Origin of the sequence: Streptomyces sp. NPDC101393 (genome assembly GCF_044767385.1) — a bacterium.
GTDB lineage: Bacteria > Actinomycetota > Actinomycetes > Streptomycetales > Streptomycetaceae > Streptomyces.
On record NZ_JBIWNU010000001.1, the window covers coordinates 473,892 to 487,989 of the forward strand.

The 14,098-nt window shown below is 70.9% G+C and carries 10 protein-coding genes; 6 read left to right on the forward strand and 4 right to left on the reverse strand.

The annotated features are described in order from the left end of the window. The first annotated feature begins 149 nt into the window (after positions 1 to 149). On the forward strand, positions 150 to 659 hold the full coding sequence (locus ACIRQ7_RS02010; protein WP_404259156.1) for a YfbM family protein: 510 nt from the start codon (positions 150 to 152) through the stop codon (positions 657 to 659). 49 nt (positions 660 to 708) lie between these two features. Then, the gene (locus tag ACIRQ7_RS02015; RefSeq protein ID WP_404259158.1) at positions 709 to 1,284 is read left to right on the forward strand and encodes a hypothetical protein; all 576 of its coding nucleotides are present in this window, start codon (positions 709 to 711) and stop codon (positions 1,282 to 1,284) included. A 36-nt stretch (positions 1,285 to 1,320) separates the two neighbouring features. Here the strand turns inward: ACIRQ7_RS02015 and ACIRQ7_RS02020 are convergent, their stop codons facing one another. Both ACIRQ7_RS02020 and ACIRQ7_RS02025 read right to left on the reverse strand, forming a co-directional pair. After that, positions 1,321 to 1,707, reverse strand: a complete 387-nt coding sequence (locus ACIRQ7_RS02020) for a VOC family protein (protein ID WP_404259160.1) — start codon at positions 1,705 to 1,707, stop codon at positions 1,321 to 1,323. Positions 1,708 to 1,790: 83 nt separating this feature from the next. Next, positions 1,791 to 2,648 carry a rhomboid-like protein gene (locus tag ACIRQ7_RS02025; RefSeq protein WP_404259162.1) on the reverse strand — a complete coding sequence of 286 codons (858 nt, stop codon included), beginning with the start codon at positions 2,646 to 2,648 and terminating at the stop codon, positions 1,791 to 1,793. A gap of 133 nt (positions 2,649 to 2,781) precedes the next feature. On the opposite strand from ACIRQ7_RS02025, the gene ACIRQ7_RS02030 reads away from it, so the two are divergent. From ACIRQ7_RS02030 to ACIRQ7_RS02045, 4 genes are all read left to right on the forward strand, one after another. Further along, a complete protein-coding gene (locus ACIRQ7_RS02030; protein WP_404259164.1) occupies positions 2,782 to 3,540 on the forward strand; it encodes a spermidine synthase in 759 nt (252 codons plus the stop codon). 74 nt (positions 3,541 to 3,614) lie between these two features. Next, positions 3,615 to 4,355, forward strand: a complete 741-nt coding sequence (locus tag ACIRQ7_RS02035; RefSeq protein ID WP_401462949.1) for a response regulator transcription factor — start codon at positions 3,615 to 3,617, stop codon at positions 4,353 to 4,355. Beyond that, positions 4,352 to 5,476, forward strand: a complete 1,125-nt coding sequence (locus tag ACIRQ7_RS02040) for an ATP-binding protein (protein WP_401462947.1) — start codon at positions 4,352 to 4,354, stop codon at positions 5,474 to 5,476. The genes ACIRQ7_RS02035 and ACIRQ7_RS02040 overlap by 4 nt, the downstream gene beginning before the upstream one ends. A 238-nt stretch (positions 5,477 to 5,714) precedes the next feature. Continuing rightward, positions 5,715 to 9,521: a multifunctional oxoglutarate decarboxylase/oxoglutarate dehydrogenase thiamine pyrophosphate-binding subunit/dihydrolipoyllysine-residue succinyltransferase subunit gene (locus ACIRQ7_RS02045; RefSeq protein ID WP_404259166.1), complete on the forward strand. Its 3,807-nt coding sequence runs from the start codon at positions 5,715 to 5,717 to the stop codon at positions 9,519 to 9,521. Positions 9,522 to 9,634: 113 nt separating this feature from the next. Here the strand turns inward: ACIRQ7_RS02045 and fxsT are convergent, their stop codons facing one another. Both fxsT and ACIRQ7_RS02055 read right to left on the reverse strand, forming a co-directional pair. Beyond that, positions 9,635 to 12,646 carry an FxSxx-COOH system tetratricopeptide repeat protein gene (gene fxsT, locus ACIRQ7_RS02050; RefSeq protein WP_404259168.1) on the reverse strand — a complete coding sequence of 1,004 codons (3,012 nt, stop codon included), beginning with the start codon at positions 12,644 to 12,646 and terminating at the stop codon, positions 9,635 to 9,637. Positions 12,647 to 12,774: 128 nt separating this feature from the next. Continuing rightward, a complete protein-coding gene (locus ACIRQ7_RS02055) occupies positions 12,775 to 13,977 on the reverse strand; it encodes an FxsB family cyclophane-forming radical SAM/SPASM peptide maturase (protein WP_404259170.1) in 1,203 nt (400 codons plus the stop codon). Positions 13,978 to 14,098 lie beyond the last annotated feature (121 nt).

Sequence of the window (14,098 nt, forward strand, 5' to 3'; positions counted from 1 at the left end):
TGGGGCGCGACAGGTCGGCCTCGCCCTGATGTGGCCCCATTCTCCCAGGGGCCGCCGGCCGCGCCGGACGGCTTGTTTCGATCGCTGCGCCCGCCGCACCCCACCCCGGGCACGCCGCGTTGTCAGTGCCCGGACCTAGCATCCGGACCATGAGCATGATCGGGGAATACGCACGAGTCACACCCGCCGAACTCGACCGGGCCCGCCGCGATCCCGAGTGGGCGCTGGATCTGGTCAGCGCGCGCATGAACGCCGAGCCCGCCGACGGCACGGACCCGGCGGCCGCGCGCTGCCTGGACATCGACAAGGCCTGGGACGCCGTCGGCTTCCTGCTGCGCCGCACGTCCTTCCCGGTGGACATCGTCCACGGCGAGGAGGAGCTGGCCAACGCCGACGACTGGGGTTACGGACCACCCCGCTGCCTCGCCCCCGACCGGGTGCGGGCGGCCGCCGAGGCGCTGGCGTCGATATCCGGCGCCGACCTGACCGCGGGCGTCGACCCGGCCGACCTCGCGCGGTCCGAGGTCTACCCGACGATCGTCTGGGAGCGCGGGGGCGGCGAGTCCCTGGACTATGTGCGCGAGCACTACGACGCCCTGCGGCCGTTCTTCCGCGCCGCGGCCGATGACGGCGACGGGATGCTGGTCTGGCTCGGATAGGGCCGCCACAGGGGGTGTCGGCGCGGGGCCCGACTGCTACGTTCACCGGATGTTGCAGCGGATGTCCGGTGTCTTCATCGGCGCACTCTTCGGGACGATCTTCGTGGTCGCCAACGCCCACTCCCCGCTGCCCCCGGCGGTCGGCAACACGCTGCGCGTGCTCGCCGTGCTGACCTTCGCCGGGCTGCCGGCGCTCGCACTCCGCGCCGGACGACAGGAGCGGCCCGCGGCGGCCCAGGGCTCCGCGGAGCCTCAACCACCGTGGTTCCGCGGGAAGTTCGCTCTCGTCGTGGTGGCGGAGGTGGTCCTCCTCATCGGCGGCAATCTGGCGCTCCGTGCCGCCGGCGCACCCGAGGAGACCGCCGTCGCGTGGATCGCACTGATCGTGGGGCTGCACTTCGTGGCGCTGATGGCGGTCTGGAAGCGGCGCAGCATCGCCGTGCCCGGTGTCGCGCTCACCGTGCTCGGCGCGGCCGGGCTCGCGATGGCGGCGAGCCCCGCGGTGGCGTGGGTGCCGTTCGTCAGCGGCGTGCTGTCGGGCGTGGCGCTGCTGGGCGGCAGCGCCTACGCCGTCCTCCGGACCTCCCGGCACCCCTACCCGGCGGCGCCGACGCCCCAGCCGTGAACCGGCCCGGCCTCACCGGCCCCGGCGCCCCGGCAACTACTGCTCCATGTAGACCAGTTCCCAGACGTGTCCGTCGAGGTCCTGGAAGCTGGCGCCGTACATGGGCCCCTCCTCCATGACGGGCTTCCAGGGCTTGCCGCCGGCGGCGAGCGCCGCGGACAGAAGGTCGTCGACCTCCTGGCGGCTGTTGGCCGACAGGCAGTTCAGCACCTCGGTCCCGGTGCCCGTATCGCTGATCTCGTCGTTGATGAAGTCCTTGAAGCGCGGCTCGGCGAGCAGCATGACGTAGATGTTCTCGTCGATGACCAGACAGGAACAGCTCTCGTCGGAGTACGCGGGGTTGAGTTCGAAGCCGAGCTTCCCGAAGAACTGGGTCGACTTCTCGACACTCTTCACCGGCCGATTCACAAAGATCATTCGCATGCGGCATCCCTCGTCCCGATGCGCGGCGTTCGCGGCATTCACGACCGAGTAGACCGCGCGGGCCGGGCACCCGCACCCGGACGTCAGAAGGTACGGGCGCCGTGCAGCGCCGGATGCCCGAGATCTCCCAGGAGCGGGGCGGGGCCCGTACGCCGGTCACGCCAGCGGCGCAGCAGCGGCCAGGACACCGCTCCCAGCGCGAGCGCGAGGGTGTGGCCCCAGTCGGTCAGGGGGTCGGTGTAGGCGAGCAGGTCGGAGACCGCGAGGTAGCCGACACCGGCGAGCAGGGGCCAGCGCGCCCAGGCGGGCAGCAGTCCGGCGAGCGCTCCGGTGCAGGTCATCACGCCGAAGCTGATGCCGTAGTCCAGGCGGTGCAGGGAACTGTCCGGCAGCTGTCCGACCGCGACCGAGAATCCGACCGGCAGCTCGGTGGCGAGGGTGGCCAGCACATGGCCGCCGAAGAACACGGCGGCCGTGCGCAGCCCGCCGATCCGCCGCTCCAGTGCGGTCAGTACGACGAGGAAGGCGAGGGCGTACGCGGAGGTCAGGCCGCCGGCGATCCACAGGGCGCTGGCGACGAGCACCAGCAGCGGGGTGCGTGCGAGGTGCACGACGTCCGTGCTGGAGCCGCTCAGCAGCTCGGAGACCAGCGAGGGGTTCGCGTACGCGGCGAAGAGGGAGGTGGCGGCGAGGAGGGCGGCGTAACAGAAGGTAAAGGGGGCACTGAGGGGACCCGGCAGCACGCGCCAGGGCCGCCCTCGCGCGAGGGTGGTGGGCGCGCTGCCGTCGGCCGTGCTCCCGGCGGGCACACCACCGGCTGTTTCCAGCACGCTCACGCCACCGCCCCTTTCGTTCCGCTCCCGCGGTTCGGCTCTCGCAGGTCCGCTGCCGCGGTTCCGCCCCCGCCCTGGACAACGTGCGCGACCAGCCTGCACGTTCAACCCATGAGCGAGCTGTGCGGGTGAGATGCGTCACGCAGAGCAACCCTCATGAGATTCGCCACGTCCGGGGTCGTCCTCCGGCCATTTCCAAAACGTTTGGACCGCCGCCCCGGTGGTTGGCCAAAATGACCGCATGGCTCCCGTTACCCCCGCGCATCCGATGCATCCGACGGCCGGCCTCCAGGAGGCCCCGCGCACCCTCGACCGCCGCGAGGGCCCGTACGGCGAGGTGGTCCTGCGGCAGCGGGGCGGCTCCCCCGAGGGCCCCGGAACCCTTGCGGCGCCTGCGGTCTACGAGATCATCGCCAACGGCTGCTTCCTGATGGACACCTCCGACGGACGCTCCGAGCGGCTGCTGATCGACGCCGCGCTGGCCGAGCTGCCGGCCGGGCGGGAGCGGCCGTCCGTCCTCATCGGCGGCCTCGGCGTCGGCTTCTCGCTGGCGCGGGCCGCGGCCGAGCCCCGCTGGGGCCGGATCGTGGTCGTCGAGCGGGAGGCGGCGGTGATCGACTGGCACCGCGACGGCCCGCTGTCGGCGGTCTCGGCGGCCGCGCTGGCCGACCCCCGGACCGAGATCGCACACACCGATCTGATCGCGCACATCCGGGCGGGCGGGGACCAACACCCCTTCGACGCCCTGTGTCTGGACATCGACAACGGCCCCGACTGGACCGTCACCGAGGACAACAACAGCCTCTACTCCCCCGCAGGCCTCGCCGCCTGCCATGACCTCCTGACACCCGGCGGAGTGCTCGCCGTCTGGTCCGCGCAGCCGTCGTCCGCCTTCGACGAGGCGCTCCGAAATGCCGGATTCCATGGGGTACGGACGGAAGAGATCACCGTTGTCCGAGGCGTCCCCGACGTGGTGCATCTGGCGCGCAAGGGCGCGTAGCCGACAGTCACACCATGCCCTTACGCTGCTGCCCAGCAATACGCGACCACGCAGGGGACATGCAGGGGCGGGCGATGGACCAGACTCAGACAACCCAGGGCGGCACCACCGCGGCCACGCCGGGCGCCCAGCGCCGGGTGCTGGTCGTGGAGGACGACCCGACGATCGTGGACGCCATCGCGGCCCGGCTGCGCGCCGAGGGCTTCCAGGTACAGACCGCCACGGACGGCCCGGCCGCCGTGGACACCGCCGAGGCCTGGCAGCCCGATCTGCTGGTCCTCGACGTGATGCTGCCGGGCTTCGACGGCCTGGAGGTGTGCCGCCGGGTCCAGGCCCAGCGGCCCGTACCGGTGATGATGCTCACCGCTCGGGACGACGAGACCGACATGCTCGTCGGCCTCGGTGTCGGCGCCGACGACTACATGACCAAACCGTTCTCGATGCGCGAGCTGGCCGCCAGGGTGCACGTCCTGCTGCGCCGGGTCGAGCGGGCCGCCCTCGCGGCGCACACCCCGCGCACCGGGATACTGCGCCTCGGCGAGCTGGAGATCGACCACGCCCAGCGCCGGGTGCGGGTGCGCGGCGCGGACGTGCATCTGACCCCGACCGAATTCGACCTGCTGGTCTGCCTGGCGAACACCCCGCGCGCGGTGCTCTCCCGTGAGCAGCTGCTGGCCGAGGTCTGGGACTGGGCGGACGCCTCAGGGACGCGCACGGTCGACAGCCACATCAAGGCGCTGCGCCGCAAGATCGGCGCCGAGCGCATCCGTACGGTCCACGGCGTCGGCTACGCGCTGGAGACCCCGGCCGCATGATGCGGCGGTGGCGGGAGCGCGCGGAAGAGATCTGGGAGCGGATCTGGGAGGGGCTGCGGCCGCTGGATCCGTACCGCTCGGTCAAGGCGGCGCTCGGCGCGCTGGTCATCGTCTCGGTGATCATCACGACGCTCCTGGTGTTCGTGGCGATCGCCTCGGCGACCGAGCTGCGGGTGATCACGGTCTTCTCGATCATCGCGTCCCTGCTGATCACCCAGTTCGTGGCGAACAACCTGACCGCGCCGCTCGACGAGATGACCGATGTGACCCGCTCGATGGCACACGGCGACTACAGCCGGCGGGTGCGCTCGGAGCGCCGCGACGAGTTCGGCGACCTGGCCGACGCCTTCAACCGGATGGCGGCCGACCTGGAGGCGGTGGACACCCACCGCAAGGAGCTGGTCGCCAATGTCTCGCACGAGCTGCGCACCCCCATCGCGGCGCTGCGGGCGGTGCTGGAGAACGTCGTGGACGGCGTCTCCGAGGCCGATCCGGAGACGATGCGGACGGCGCTGAAGCAGACCGAGCGGCTGGGGCGGCTGGTCGAGCACCTGCTGGACCTGTCCCGGCTGGACAACGGCGTGGTGCCGCTGCACTCCCGGCGCTTCGAGGTCTGGCCGTATCTGTCGGGGGTGCTGAAGGAGGCCAATATGAGCCGGGGCGCCTCGACGCTGTCCGGGCTCGCCGGCTCCGGCACCCACACCCGTACGGACGTACACCTGCATCTCGATGTGTCCCCGCCGGAGCTGACCGCGCACGCGGACGCCGAGCGGCTGCACCAGGTCGTCGCCAACCTCATCGACAACGCCATCAAGCACAGCCCGCAGCACGGCCGGGTCACCGTCCACGCGCGGCGCGGCGACGGGCCGCAGAGCCTGGAGCTGGAGGTGCAGGACGAGGGGCCCGGCATTCCGGAGTCGGAGCGCTACCGCGTCTTCGAGCGGTTCAACCGCGGCGGTCCGGCGCCGTCCGGTCCCGGCAGTGACGGCGGTACGGGTCTGGGGCTGGCCATCGCGCGCTGGGCGGTGGATCTGCACGGCGGGCGGATCGGGGTGGCCGAATCCCCTCGTGGATGCCGCATCAGAGTCACGCTTCCGGGTAAGGAGTCATCCCGAGGTTGACGGTCGGTGACGTAGGGTCGGTGGTGGGAGCACCGACCCCGGGCGTGCCTCGGCGATGAGTTCTACCCTCACGCGGGCAAACTCCGTGTGTTTCCCGCCAAGTCATGCCCCGAAACCCCTCGGCGAATGTGACGTGCGCGACCTGTGGCCCTCCCGGACTGCACCAAAGGTCACAAGAGGCGTAGCCTTTATTCCCGCTGTCCACCACCTTAGGAAGCGGAAGAGGGCGGTTGCCGCCGTGTCGCTACAGTCCCCCAACAGCTCGAGCATCTCGACCGACCAAGAGGGGCAGGGAAAGAACCCTGCCGCTGCGTTCGGTCCAAATGAGTGGCTCGTCGACGAGATCTACCAGCAGTACCTCCAGGACCCGAACTCGGTTGACCGAGCCTGGTGGGACTTCTTCGCCGACTACAAGCCGGGCGGCGCCACCGCGCCGAGCCAGCCGGCGGAGGCGCCAGCCCCCGCTCCGGTAGCCCCGGCGCAGTCCCCGGCTCCGCCGGCCGAGACGCAGGCCGCCACCCCGGCCGCGCCCGCCGCCCCGGCAGCCCCGGCGAAGCCCGCAGCGAGTGCTCCGGCGCCCGCCAAGGCCGCTCCGGCCGCGCCTGCCAAGGCAGCGCCGGCCAAGTCGGCCGCGAAGCCCGCCGCCAAGGACGCCCCGGCGGATGCCGAGGCTCCGGCAGGACCGGAGATGGTCACCCTGCGCGGCCCCTCGGCCGCCGTTGCGAAGAACATGAACGCCTCACTGGAGCTGCCGACGGCCACGTCCGTCCGTGCGGTGCCGGTGAAGCTGCTCTTCGACAACCGCATCGTGATCAACAACCACCTCAAGCGCGCCCGCGGTGGGAAGGTCTCCTTCACCCACCTCATCGGGTACGCGATGGTGCAGGCCCTCAAGGCCATGCCGTCGATGAACTACTCCTTCGCCCAGAAGGACGGCAAGCCGACGCTGGTCAAGCCCGAGCACGTCAACCTCGGTCTGGCCATCGACCTGGTGAAGCCGAACGGCGACCGCCAGCTCGTCGTCGCCGCCATCAAGAGGGCCGAGACGCTCACCTTCTTCGAGTTCTGGCAGGCCTACGAGGACATCGTCCGCCGGGCCCGCGACAACAAGCTGACGATGGAGGACTTCACCGGCGTCACCGCGTCGCTGACGAACCCGGGCGGCATCGGCACCGTCCACTCCGTGCCCCGTCTGATGCCCGGACAGGGCCTCATCCTCGGCGTCGGCGCGATGGACTACCCGGCCGAGTTCCAGGGCACCTCGCAGGACACCCTGAACAAGCTGGGCGTCGCCAAGGTCATGACGATGACCAGCACGTACGACCACCGCGTGATCCAGGGCGCCGCCTCCGGCGAGTTCCTGCGCATCATGAGCCAGCTGCTGCTCGGCGAGAACGATTTCTTCGACGACATCTTCAAGTCGCTGCGGATCCCGTACGAGCCGGTCCGCTGGCTGCGTGACATCGACGTCTCCCACGACGACGACGTCACCAAGGCCGCGCGGGTCTTCGACCTGATCCACTCCTACCGGGTCCGCGGCCACGTCATGGCCGACACCGACCCGCTGGAGTACCACCAGCGCAAGCACCCCGACCTCGACATCATCGAGCACGGCCTCACCCTGTGGGACCTGGAGCGCGAGTTCGCGGTCGGCGGCTTCTCCGGCAAGACCATGATGAAGCTGCGCGACATCCTGGGCGTGCTGCGCGACTCGTACTGCCGCACCACCGGCATCGAGTTCATGCACATCCAGGACCCCAAGCAGCGCAAGTGGATCCAGGACCGGGTCGAGCGCACCCACAAGTCGCCCGAGCGCGAGGAGCAGCTGCGCATCCTGCGCCGCCTGAACTCCGCCGAGGCGTTCGAGACGTTCCTGCAGACGAAGTACGTCGGCCAGAAGCGCTTCTCGCTGGAGGGCGGCGAGTCCGTCATCCCGCTGCTCGACGCGGTCATCGACTCCGCCGCCGAGTCGCGCCTGGACGAGGTCGTCATCGGCATGGCCCACCGCGGCCGGCTGAACGTCCTCGCCAACATCGTCGGCAAGTCGTACGCGCAGATCTTCCGGGAGTTCGAGGGCAACCTCGACCCGAAGTCGATGCACGGCTCCGGCGACGTGAAGTACCACCTGGGCCAGGAGGGCGTCTTCACCGGCCTGGACGGCGAGCAGATCAAGGTCTCGCTGGCCGCCAACCCCTCCCACCTGGAGGCCGTCGACCCGATCGTCGAGGGCATCGCGCGCGCCAAGCAGGACATCATCAACAAGGGCGGCACGGACTTCACGGTCCTGCCCCTCCAGTTGCACGGTGACGCGGCGTTCGCCGGCCAGGGTGTGGTCGCCGAGACGCTCAACATGTCGCAGCTGCGCGGCTACCGCACCGGCGGCACGGTGCACATCGTCATCAACAACCAGGTCGGCTTCACCGCCGCACCGGAGTCGGCCCGCTCCTCCATGTACGCCACGGACGTGGCCCGCATGATCGAGGCGCCGATCTTCCACGTGAACGGTGACGACCCGGAGGCCGTGGTGCGCGTCGCGCGTCTCGCCTTCGAGTTCCGCCAGGCGTTCAACAAGGACGTCGTCATCGACCTGATCTGCTACCGCCGCCGCGGACACAACGAGTCCGACAACCCGGCCTTCACCCAGCCGCTGATGTACGACCTGATCGACAAGAAGCGCTCGGTGCGCAAGCTCTACACCGAATCGCTGATCGGTCGCGGCGACATCACGCTGGAAGAGGCCGAGCAGGCGCTGCAGGACTTCCAGGGCCAGCTGGAGAAGGTCTTCACCGAGGTCCGGGACGCCACGACGACGGCTGCGACCCCCGAGGTGCCGCAGCCGAAGGCCGAGTTCCCGGTCTTCGTGGACACCGCGATCTCCCAGGAGGTCGTCAAGCGGATCGCCGAGTCGCAGGTCAACGTCCCCGACCGGGTCACCGTTCACCCGCGTCTGCTGCCGCAGCTGCAGCGCCGCGCGGCCCAGGTCGAGGACAACACCATCGACTGGGGCATGGGCGAGACCCTCGCCATCGGCTCGCTGCTGATGGAGGGCACCCCGGTCCGGCTCGCCGGCCAGGACTCCCGCCGCGGCACCTTCGGCCAGCGCCACGCGGTGCTGATCGACCGCGAGACCGGCGAGGACTACACCCCGCTGCTCTACCTCTCCGAGGACCAGGCCCGCTTCAACGTCTACGACTCGCTGCTGAGCGAGTACGCGGCGATGGGCTTCGAGTACGGCTACTCGCTGGCCCGCCCGGAGTCGCTGGTCATGTGGGAGGCGCAGTTCGGTGACTTCGTCAACGGCGCCCAGACGATCGTCGACGAGTTCATCTCCTCCGCCGAGCAGAAGTGGGGCCAGACCTCCGGCGTCACCCTGCTGCTGCCGCACGGCTACGAGGGCCAGGGCCCGGACCACTCCTCGGCCCGGATCGAGCGCTTCCTCCAGCTGTGCGCGCAGAACAACATGACGGTCGCGATGCCGACCCTCCCGTCGAACTACTTCCACCTGCTGCGCTGGCAGGTCCACAACCCGCACCACAAGCCGCTGGTCGTCTTCACACCGAAGTCGATGCTGCGTCTGAAGGCCGCGGCGTCGAAGACGGAAGAGTTCACGACGGGCGGCTTCCGCCCCGTCATCGGTGACTCGACGGTCAAGGCCGAGGACGTCCGCAAGGTCGTCTTCTGCTCCGGCAAGGTCTACTACGACCTGGAGGCGGAGCGGGAGAAGCGCGGCGCGACCGACACGGCGATCGTCCGTATCGAGCGGCTGTACCCGCTTCCCGGCAAGGAGCTCCAGGCGGAGATCGCCAAGTTCCCGAACACCGCGAAGTACCTGTGGGCCCAGGAAGAGCCGGCGAACCAGGGTGCCTGGCCGTTCCTCGGCCTCAACCTGATCGACCACCTGGACCTGGCCGTCGGCGCCGATGTGCCGCACGGCGAGCGCCTGCGCCGCATCTCGCGTCCGCACGGCTCGTCCCCGGCTGTCGGCTCCGCCAAGCGCCACCAGGCGGAGCAGGCCCAGCTGGTCGCCGAGGTCTTCGACGCGTAGGCGTCACGACCTCCGGTAGCACCGGGAGTTGCCGAAGGGCCCGTCACCGCGATCGCGGTGACGGGCCCTTCGGGGTTGCGGGGCGGGTGTCATACGGGCTGTGAGAGCACGCCCTAGACGGGCTGGGGCTCGAAGTCCCAGTACGGGCGGCGCCGGCGCCGGGCGGAGAGGGTGTGCGGGTGTTCGGCGCCCAGCGTCTCGGTGAGCTGCCCGACGGCTTCCTGCTCCAGCTTCGCCGCCTCCTGGCCGCGCCGCAGGGTCCGCAGGTCCTCGGCGAGCGCCGTCTTGGCGGAGAGGGTCATCGGGTGGGTGTCGCCCACCATGATCTTGGCTCGTTCCAGGGTGTCGCGGCTCAGCTCCAGCGCGCCGTTCTCGTCGTCGGCGCGGTTGCGGGCGGCGGCGGCGTTCAGCGCACAGCCCAGCGTCCAGGGGTGGTCGGGGCCCATGACGCCCGTCATGCCGTTCAAGGCGCGCTCCGCGATGTCCAGCGCTTCGGAGTGCTCCCCGAACTCGGCCTTCACCAGGCCGGTGTTGCCGAGGGTGCCGACGGTGTACGGGTGCCGTTCGCCGGCCAGGGTGCGGTAGCGCTCGGCGACCTCCTCGGCGAGGTCGCGGGCCTGGCCGAGGTCGCCGTGCTCGCGCAGGAAGGTGGCGTAGTCGGCGCGCATCATCAGCGTCTCGGGGTGCCGGGGGCCCTGCACCCGGCGGGAGCGCTCGACGAGGTCGGCCATCAGCGCGTCGGCGCGTACGACGTCGCCGGAGCGGCGCAGGCACAGCGCGAGGTTGTGCTCGGCGCGCAGGGTCTGCGGGGTGTGCGCGCCCATCACCTGGAGGTGCAGCCGGGCGTTGAGTTCCTGGCTGGAGGTGGCGTCGCGGTAGCGGCCGAGCAGCCGCAGCATCCGGGCGTAGGAGGTGCCGGCGTTGAGGGTGAGGTGGTGACGGGCGCGCAGCTCGCGTTCCCGGAAGGCCAGTACGTCGCGGTGGGTGACCAGGGCTTCCTCGTAGCGGCCGAGCAGCGCGAAAACGGAGCCGAGGTTGTGGCGCGAGGAGAGGGTGCGCGGGGCCTCGGGGCCGAGCAGCTCGGCGTAGGCCCGCCAGACCGCGTCGAAGAGGCCGTACGCCTCCTCGTAGGCGCCCAGTGCCATCAAGGTGCCTGCCAGGCCGTCCTGGGCGCGCAGCAGGTCGGAGTCGGAGGGCTCGCGCTCCGCGGCGAGCTGGTCGACGATGGCGGTGCCCACGGCTTCGGCCTCGCGGTAACGGCCCAGCCTGCGCAGCATGTTGGCGTGCTGGTGGGTGAGCACGAGCATGGTGCGGCGGGTGGGTTCCATGCGGGAGCGCCAGCGGGAGAGGAACTGTTCGCACAGCCGCAGGCCCATGCGGTACTCGCCGCGTACCCGCAGATATTCGATGCAGTTCAGCAGCAGTTCCTGGACGGCGGGTTCGGCGCTGTCCAGGACACCGGCCCATTCCAGGTGCGGGATGAGTTCGGCGTAGCGCTCCCAGTTGCGGGTGTCGGTGGGGTCCTGCGGGTCGGCGGTGACCAGCACCCGGCAGGCCGCGGCCGAGATCTGGTCGTGTTCGTCCTCGGTCAGGTCGCTGCGCAGGAACCGGTGGTAGATCCGGTGCATCTGGGCGGTTTCGACGGCCGGGTCGGCGTCCTGCGAGATCTGGTAGTCGAGGCGTACGGCGGTGGATTCGGTCAGCCGGCGCAGTGCGGTGTTCCACCGGAGCGGCTCGGCCGCGAGGTCGGCGAGGTGTTCGGGGAGGTCGCCGCGGCGGGCCCTGGCGAGCATCGGGACGGGGATGGCGTCGGGGCTGAAGAACGCGAAGAGCTTCAGGAGTTCGACGGCCGCGGGGCTGCGTTCGCGCAGCGTGTTGAGGGTTATGGCCCAGCTGGTCTGGAAGGCCATCGGGTAGTCGGAGGAGATCCGGATGCCGACGAGGCTGGGCTCGCCGCGCCGGATGAGTTCGATGTACTCCTTGGGGGACATCGGGTTGGCGTCGAGCCAGGCCGCCGTCTGGGCGAGCAGCAGCGGAAGGTCCTGGACGGCATCCGAGAGGAGGTTGGCCTCGGCGGGCGTCAGCCGTCCCGCGCGCCGCCGGGCGTAGGCGACGGATTCGACGCGGGCGAAGGGCAGCACCTCGATCTCCTGGGCGCTGCCGGATCCCGACCAGTCGCGGGTCAGGGTGGTGATCAGGACATGGCCGCGGCCGTCGGGGATGAGGTCCTCGACCTGCTCCATGTCGTCGGCGCTGTCGAAGATCAGCAGCCAGCGGCGGTAGGGGCGGCCGATGCGCAGCGCTTCGTGGACGGCGCGGATGCGGTCGCCCAGTTCCTGGCCCACCGGGAGGCCGAGGCGGGTGGCGAGTTCGGCGAGCTGTTCACGGGCGGCGCCGCGGTTGGTGGCGCTGATCCACCACACCACGTCGTAGTCGTTGCCGAAGCGGTGGGCGTATTCGGCGGCGATCTGGCTCTTGCCGACGCCGGAGGTGCCGAAGAGCGCGATACGGGTTTCGAGCGGCGGCGCGGCGCTCGCTCCGGTGCCCGCCAACTTGCCGTGCAGCTCTTCGAGTACGTCGTCGCGGCCGGTGAAGCGATTGTTGCGGCGCGAGATGTTCCACACCTCGGGCGGGTTGTTCGGGAAGCGGGGCGCGCCGGGGGCGTTGTCGTCCACGGCGTGGCCGGACGACGTGATGCCGAGGCGGTGCAGCAGCCGGCGGTTGGCTTCGTGGGCGTCCAGGTCGCGCAGGTCGGCGGGCCGGAGCAGGGAGGCGGTGGCGGGCAGGGACTGGGTGGCGACACTGACCGCGGCGAACCGGTCGGCGTGCGGGGCCACCACTTCCCGCAGGGCGGCGGTCCATTCGTCCTGGGTTTTGGGCCCCAGCTTGAAGTACCAGTCGTCGAGGACGATCAGCAGCCGGCCCTCGGCCTCCAGCAGCCCGGACAGTTCCGCGGACAGCGCGGTCTCCGCCTGGGGGTCCCAGCGCAGCATGGTCGTACCGTGTCCCAGCTCTTCCAGCTGGTGGGAGATCCACGCGGCCCATGGCCGGGCGAAGCCCGCATAGCTGATCGTGATGTGCTCCGTGGAGCGGGTGGGGCCGGAAGAACTGGACTGATCGGCCATGCGACCGTCTCCCTGAGGTGCGAAGGGGCGCGCGCGTAGAGGCTGTGCGGCGGCCGTGCCCGGACCGGGGCGGCCGGGGGGCTGTTCGGCACGATAGTCCAAGTGTCCCCCCATATGGCGACAGTGCGTCAGGTCGTGTTGGGGGAAGGCAAGTTGAGCGCGACGGTGGCGTCCAGCCGGGCGGCGATGTGCCGGATCAGGCGTTCCAGGTCGGCGCAGTACACGGAAGGGTTACCGAAGCCGGTGGCGCCCGCGCGGTAACGGTGGGCGTAGTTGCCGCCGCCGCACACCGCCATCAGGGCGCAGCTGCGGCACTGGGCGCCGAGGCCGTCCTGGCCCTGCTGACGGGCGGCCACGCCGGGGTGGGCGAGGGCCTCGTCGAAGCTGTTGCGGAAGACGTCGAGGCCGGTGGCGGCGGCGCCCTCGTAGGTGGATTTCAGCGAGTCGACCTGTTCGATGGCCCCGTCGGTGTCGACCACCAGGGCGACGACCGGCGAGAGGCCGACGGCTTCACTGGAGCTGGGGCGGCCCAGGAGGAGGCCCAGGATCTCGGTGAACACCCGCACCCGGGGGCCGGGGCCGCCGTCCCACCAGAGGTCGAAGACGGTGCACAGCCAGTCGCCGTACGGGGTGCGGCTCGCGGCACCCGGCGGCGTGGGGTGCGGGCCCCTCCCGGCGGGAGCCGGCGGCGGGCTGGACCAGTTGGCGTGCGGGAGCAGGAAGTCGAGCATCGGGGGGCCGAGGGCGCGGAGCGAGCGGTAGACCTCGGCGGGGTCCGCGGTGACGTCGATGGTGCACAGGATGCCGGCGAAGACGTCGGGCCGGGCGGTGAGCAGCCGTATGCCGCGGGTGACCGCGGGCCAGGAGGGGCGTCCGGCGTGGTCGGTGCGGCGGTGGTTGAGTCCGGGGGTGCCGCCGTCGAGGCTGACGCCGAGGCGGAATCCGGCGGCGCCGAGGGTGTCGAGTATCTGCGGGGTGAGCAGGGTGCCGTTGGTCTGGACGCCGAATTCGGCGTTGCAGGTGGCCGGGAGCGCGGCCCGGATCGCGGCGGCCTGGTCGAGGAGCGGTCCGGGGCCGGTGAGCAGCGGCTCTCCGCCGTGCAGGTCGACGCGGATCTCGCGCAGGCGGTGGGTCCGTACGTGTTCGGCGATGCGCTCGGCGGTCCGGCGGACGGTGGCGGCGGGGACGAGCCGGGGGCGGTCGCGCCAACTGCGGTCGGGGCCGGCGTAGATGTAGCAGTAGGTGCAGGCGAGATTGCAGCGGCTGTGGATCTTCAGGACGAATTGCCGGAAGGGTACGGCGGTGGTCCGACCGGTCGCTTCGCCCAGCACGGCACTGCCCCCTGCCTTCGTCGGTGGCGGAGCCATGCATGGGTCAACACCCGCCCGTTGACTCATGCATGGCTCCGCCACCGATTAAGGAACCGATTCCCCCCGACAACTGGCCGGTTTC

Coding starts and splice junctions, on each gene's coding strand:
- ACIRQ7_RS02030 (WP_404259164.1), top strand. CDS start 2,782: ATGGCTCCCGTTACCCCCGCGCATCCGATGCATCCGACGGCCGGCCTC.
- ACIRQ7_RS02010 (WP_404259156.1), top strand. CDS start 150: ATGAGCATGATCGGGGAATACGCACGAGTCACACCCGCCGAACTCGAC.
- ACIRQ7_RS02040 (WP_401462947.1), top strand. CDS start 4,352: ATGATGCGGCGGTGGCGGGAGCGCGCGGAAGAGATCTGGGAGCGGATC.
- ACIRQ7_RS02035 (WP_401462949.1), top strand. CDS start 3,615: ATGGACCAGACTCAGACAACCCAGGGCGGCACCACCGCGGCCACGCCG.
- ACIRQ7_RS02020 (WP_404259160.1), bottom strand. CDS start 1,707: ATGCGAATGATCTTTGTGAATCGGCCGGTGAAGAGTGTCGAGAAGTCG.
- fxsT (WP_404259168.1), bottom strand. CDS start 12,646: ATGGCCGATCAGTCCAGTTCTTCCGGCCCCACCCGCTCCACGGAGCAC.
- ACIRQ7_RS02015 (WP_404259158.1), top strand. CDS start 709: ATGTTGCAGCGGATGTCCGGTGTCTTCATCGGCGCACTCTTCGGGACG.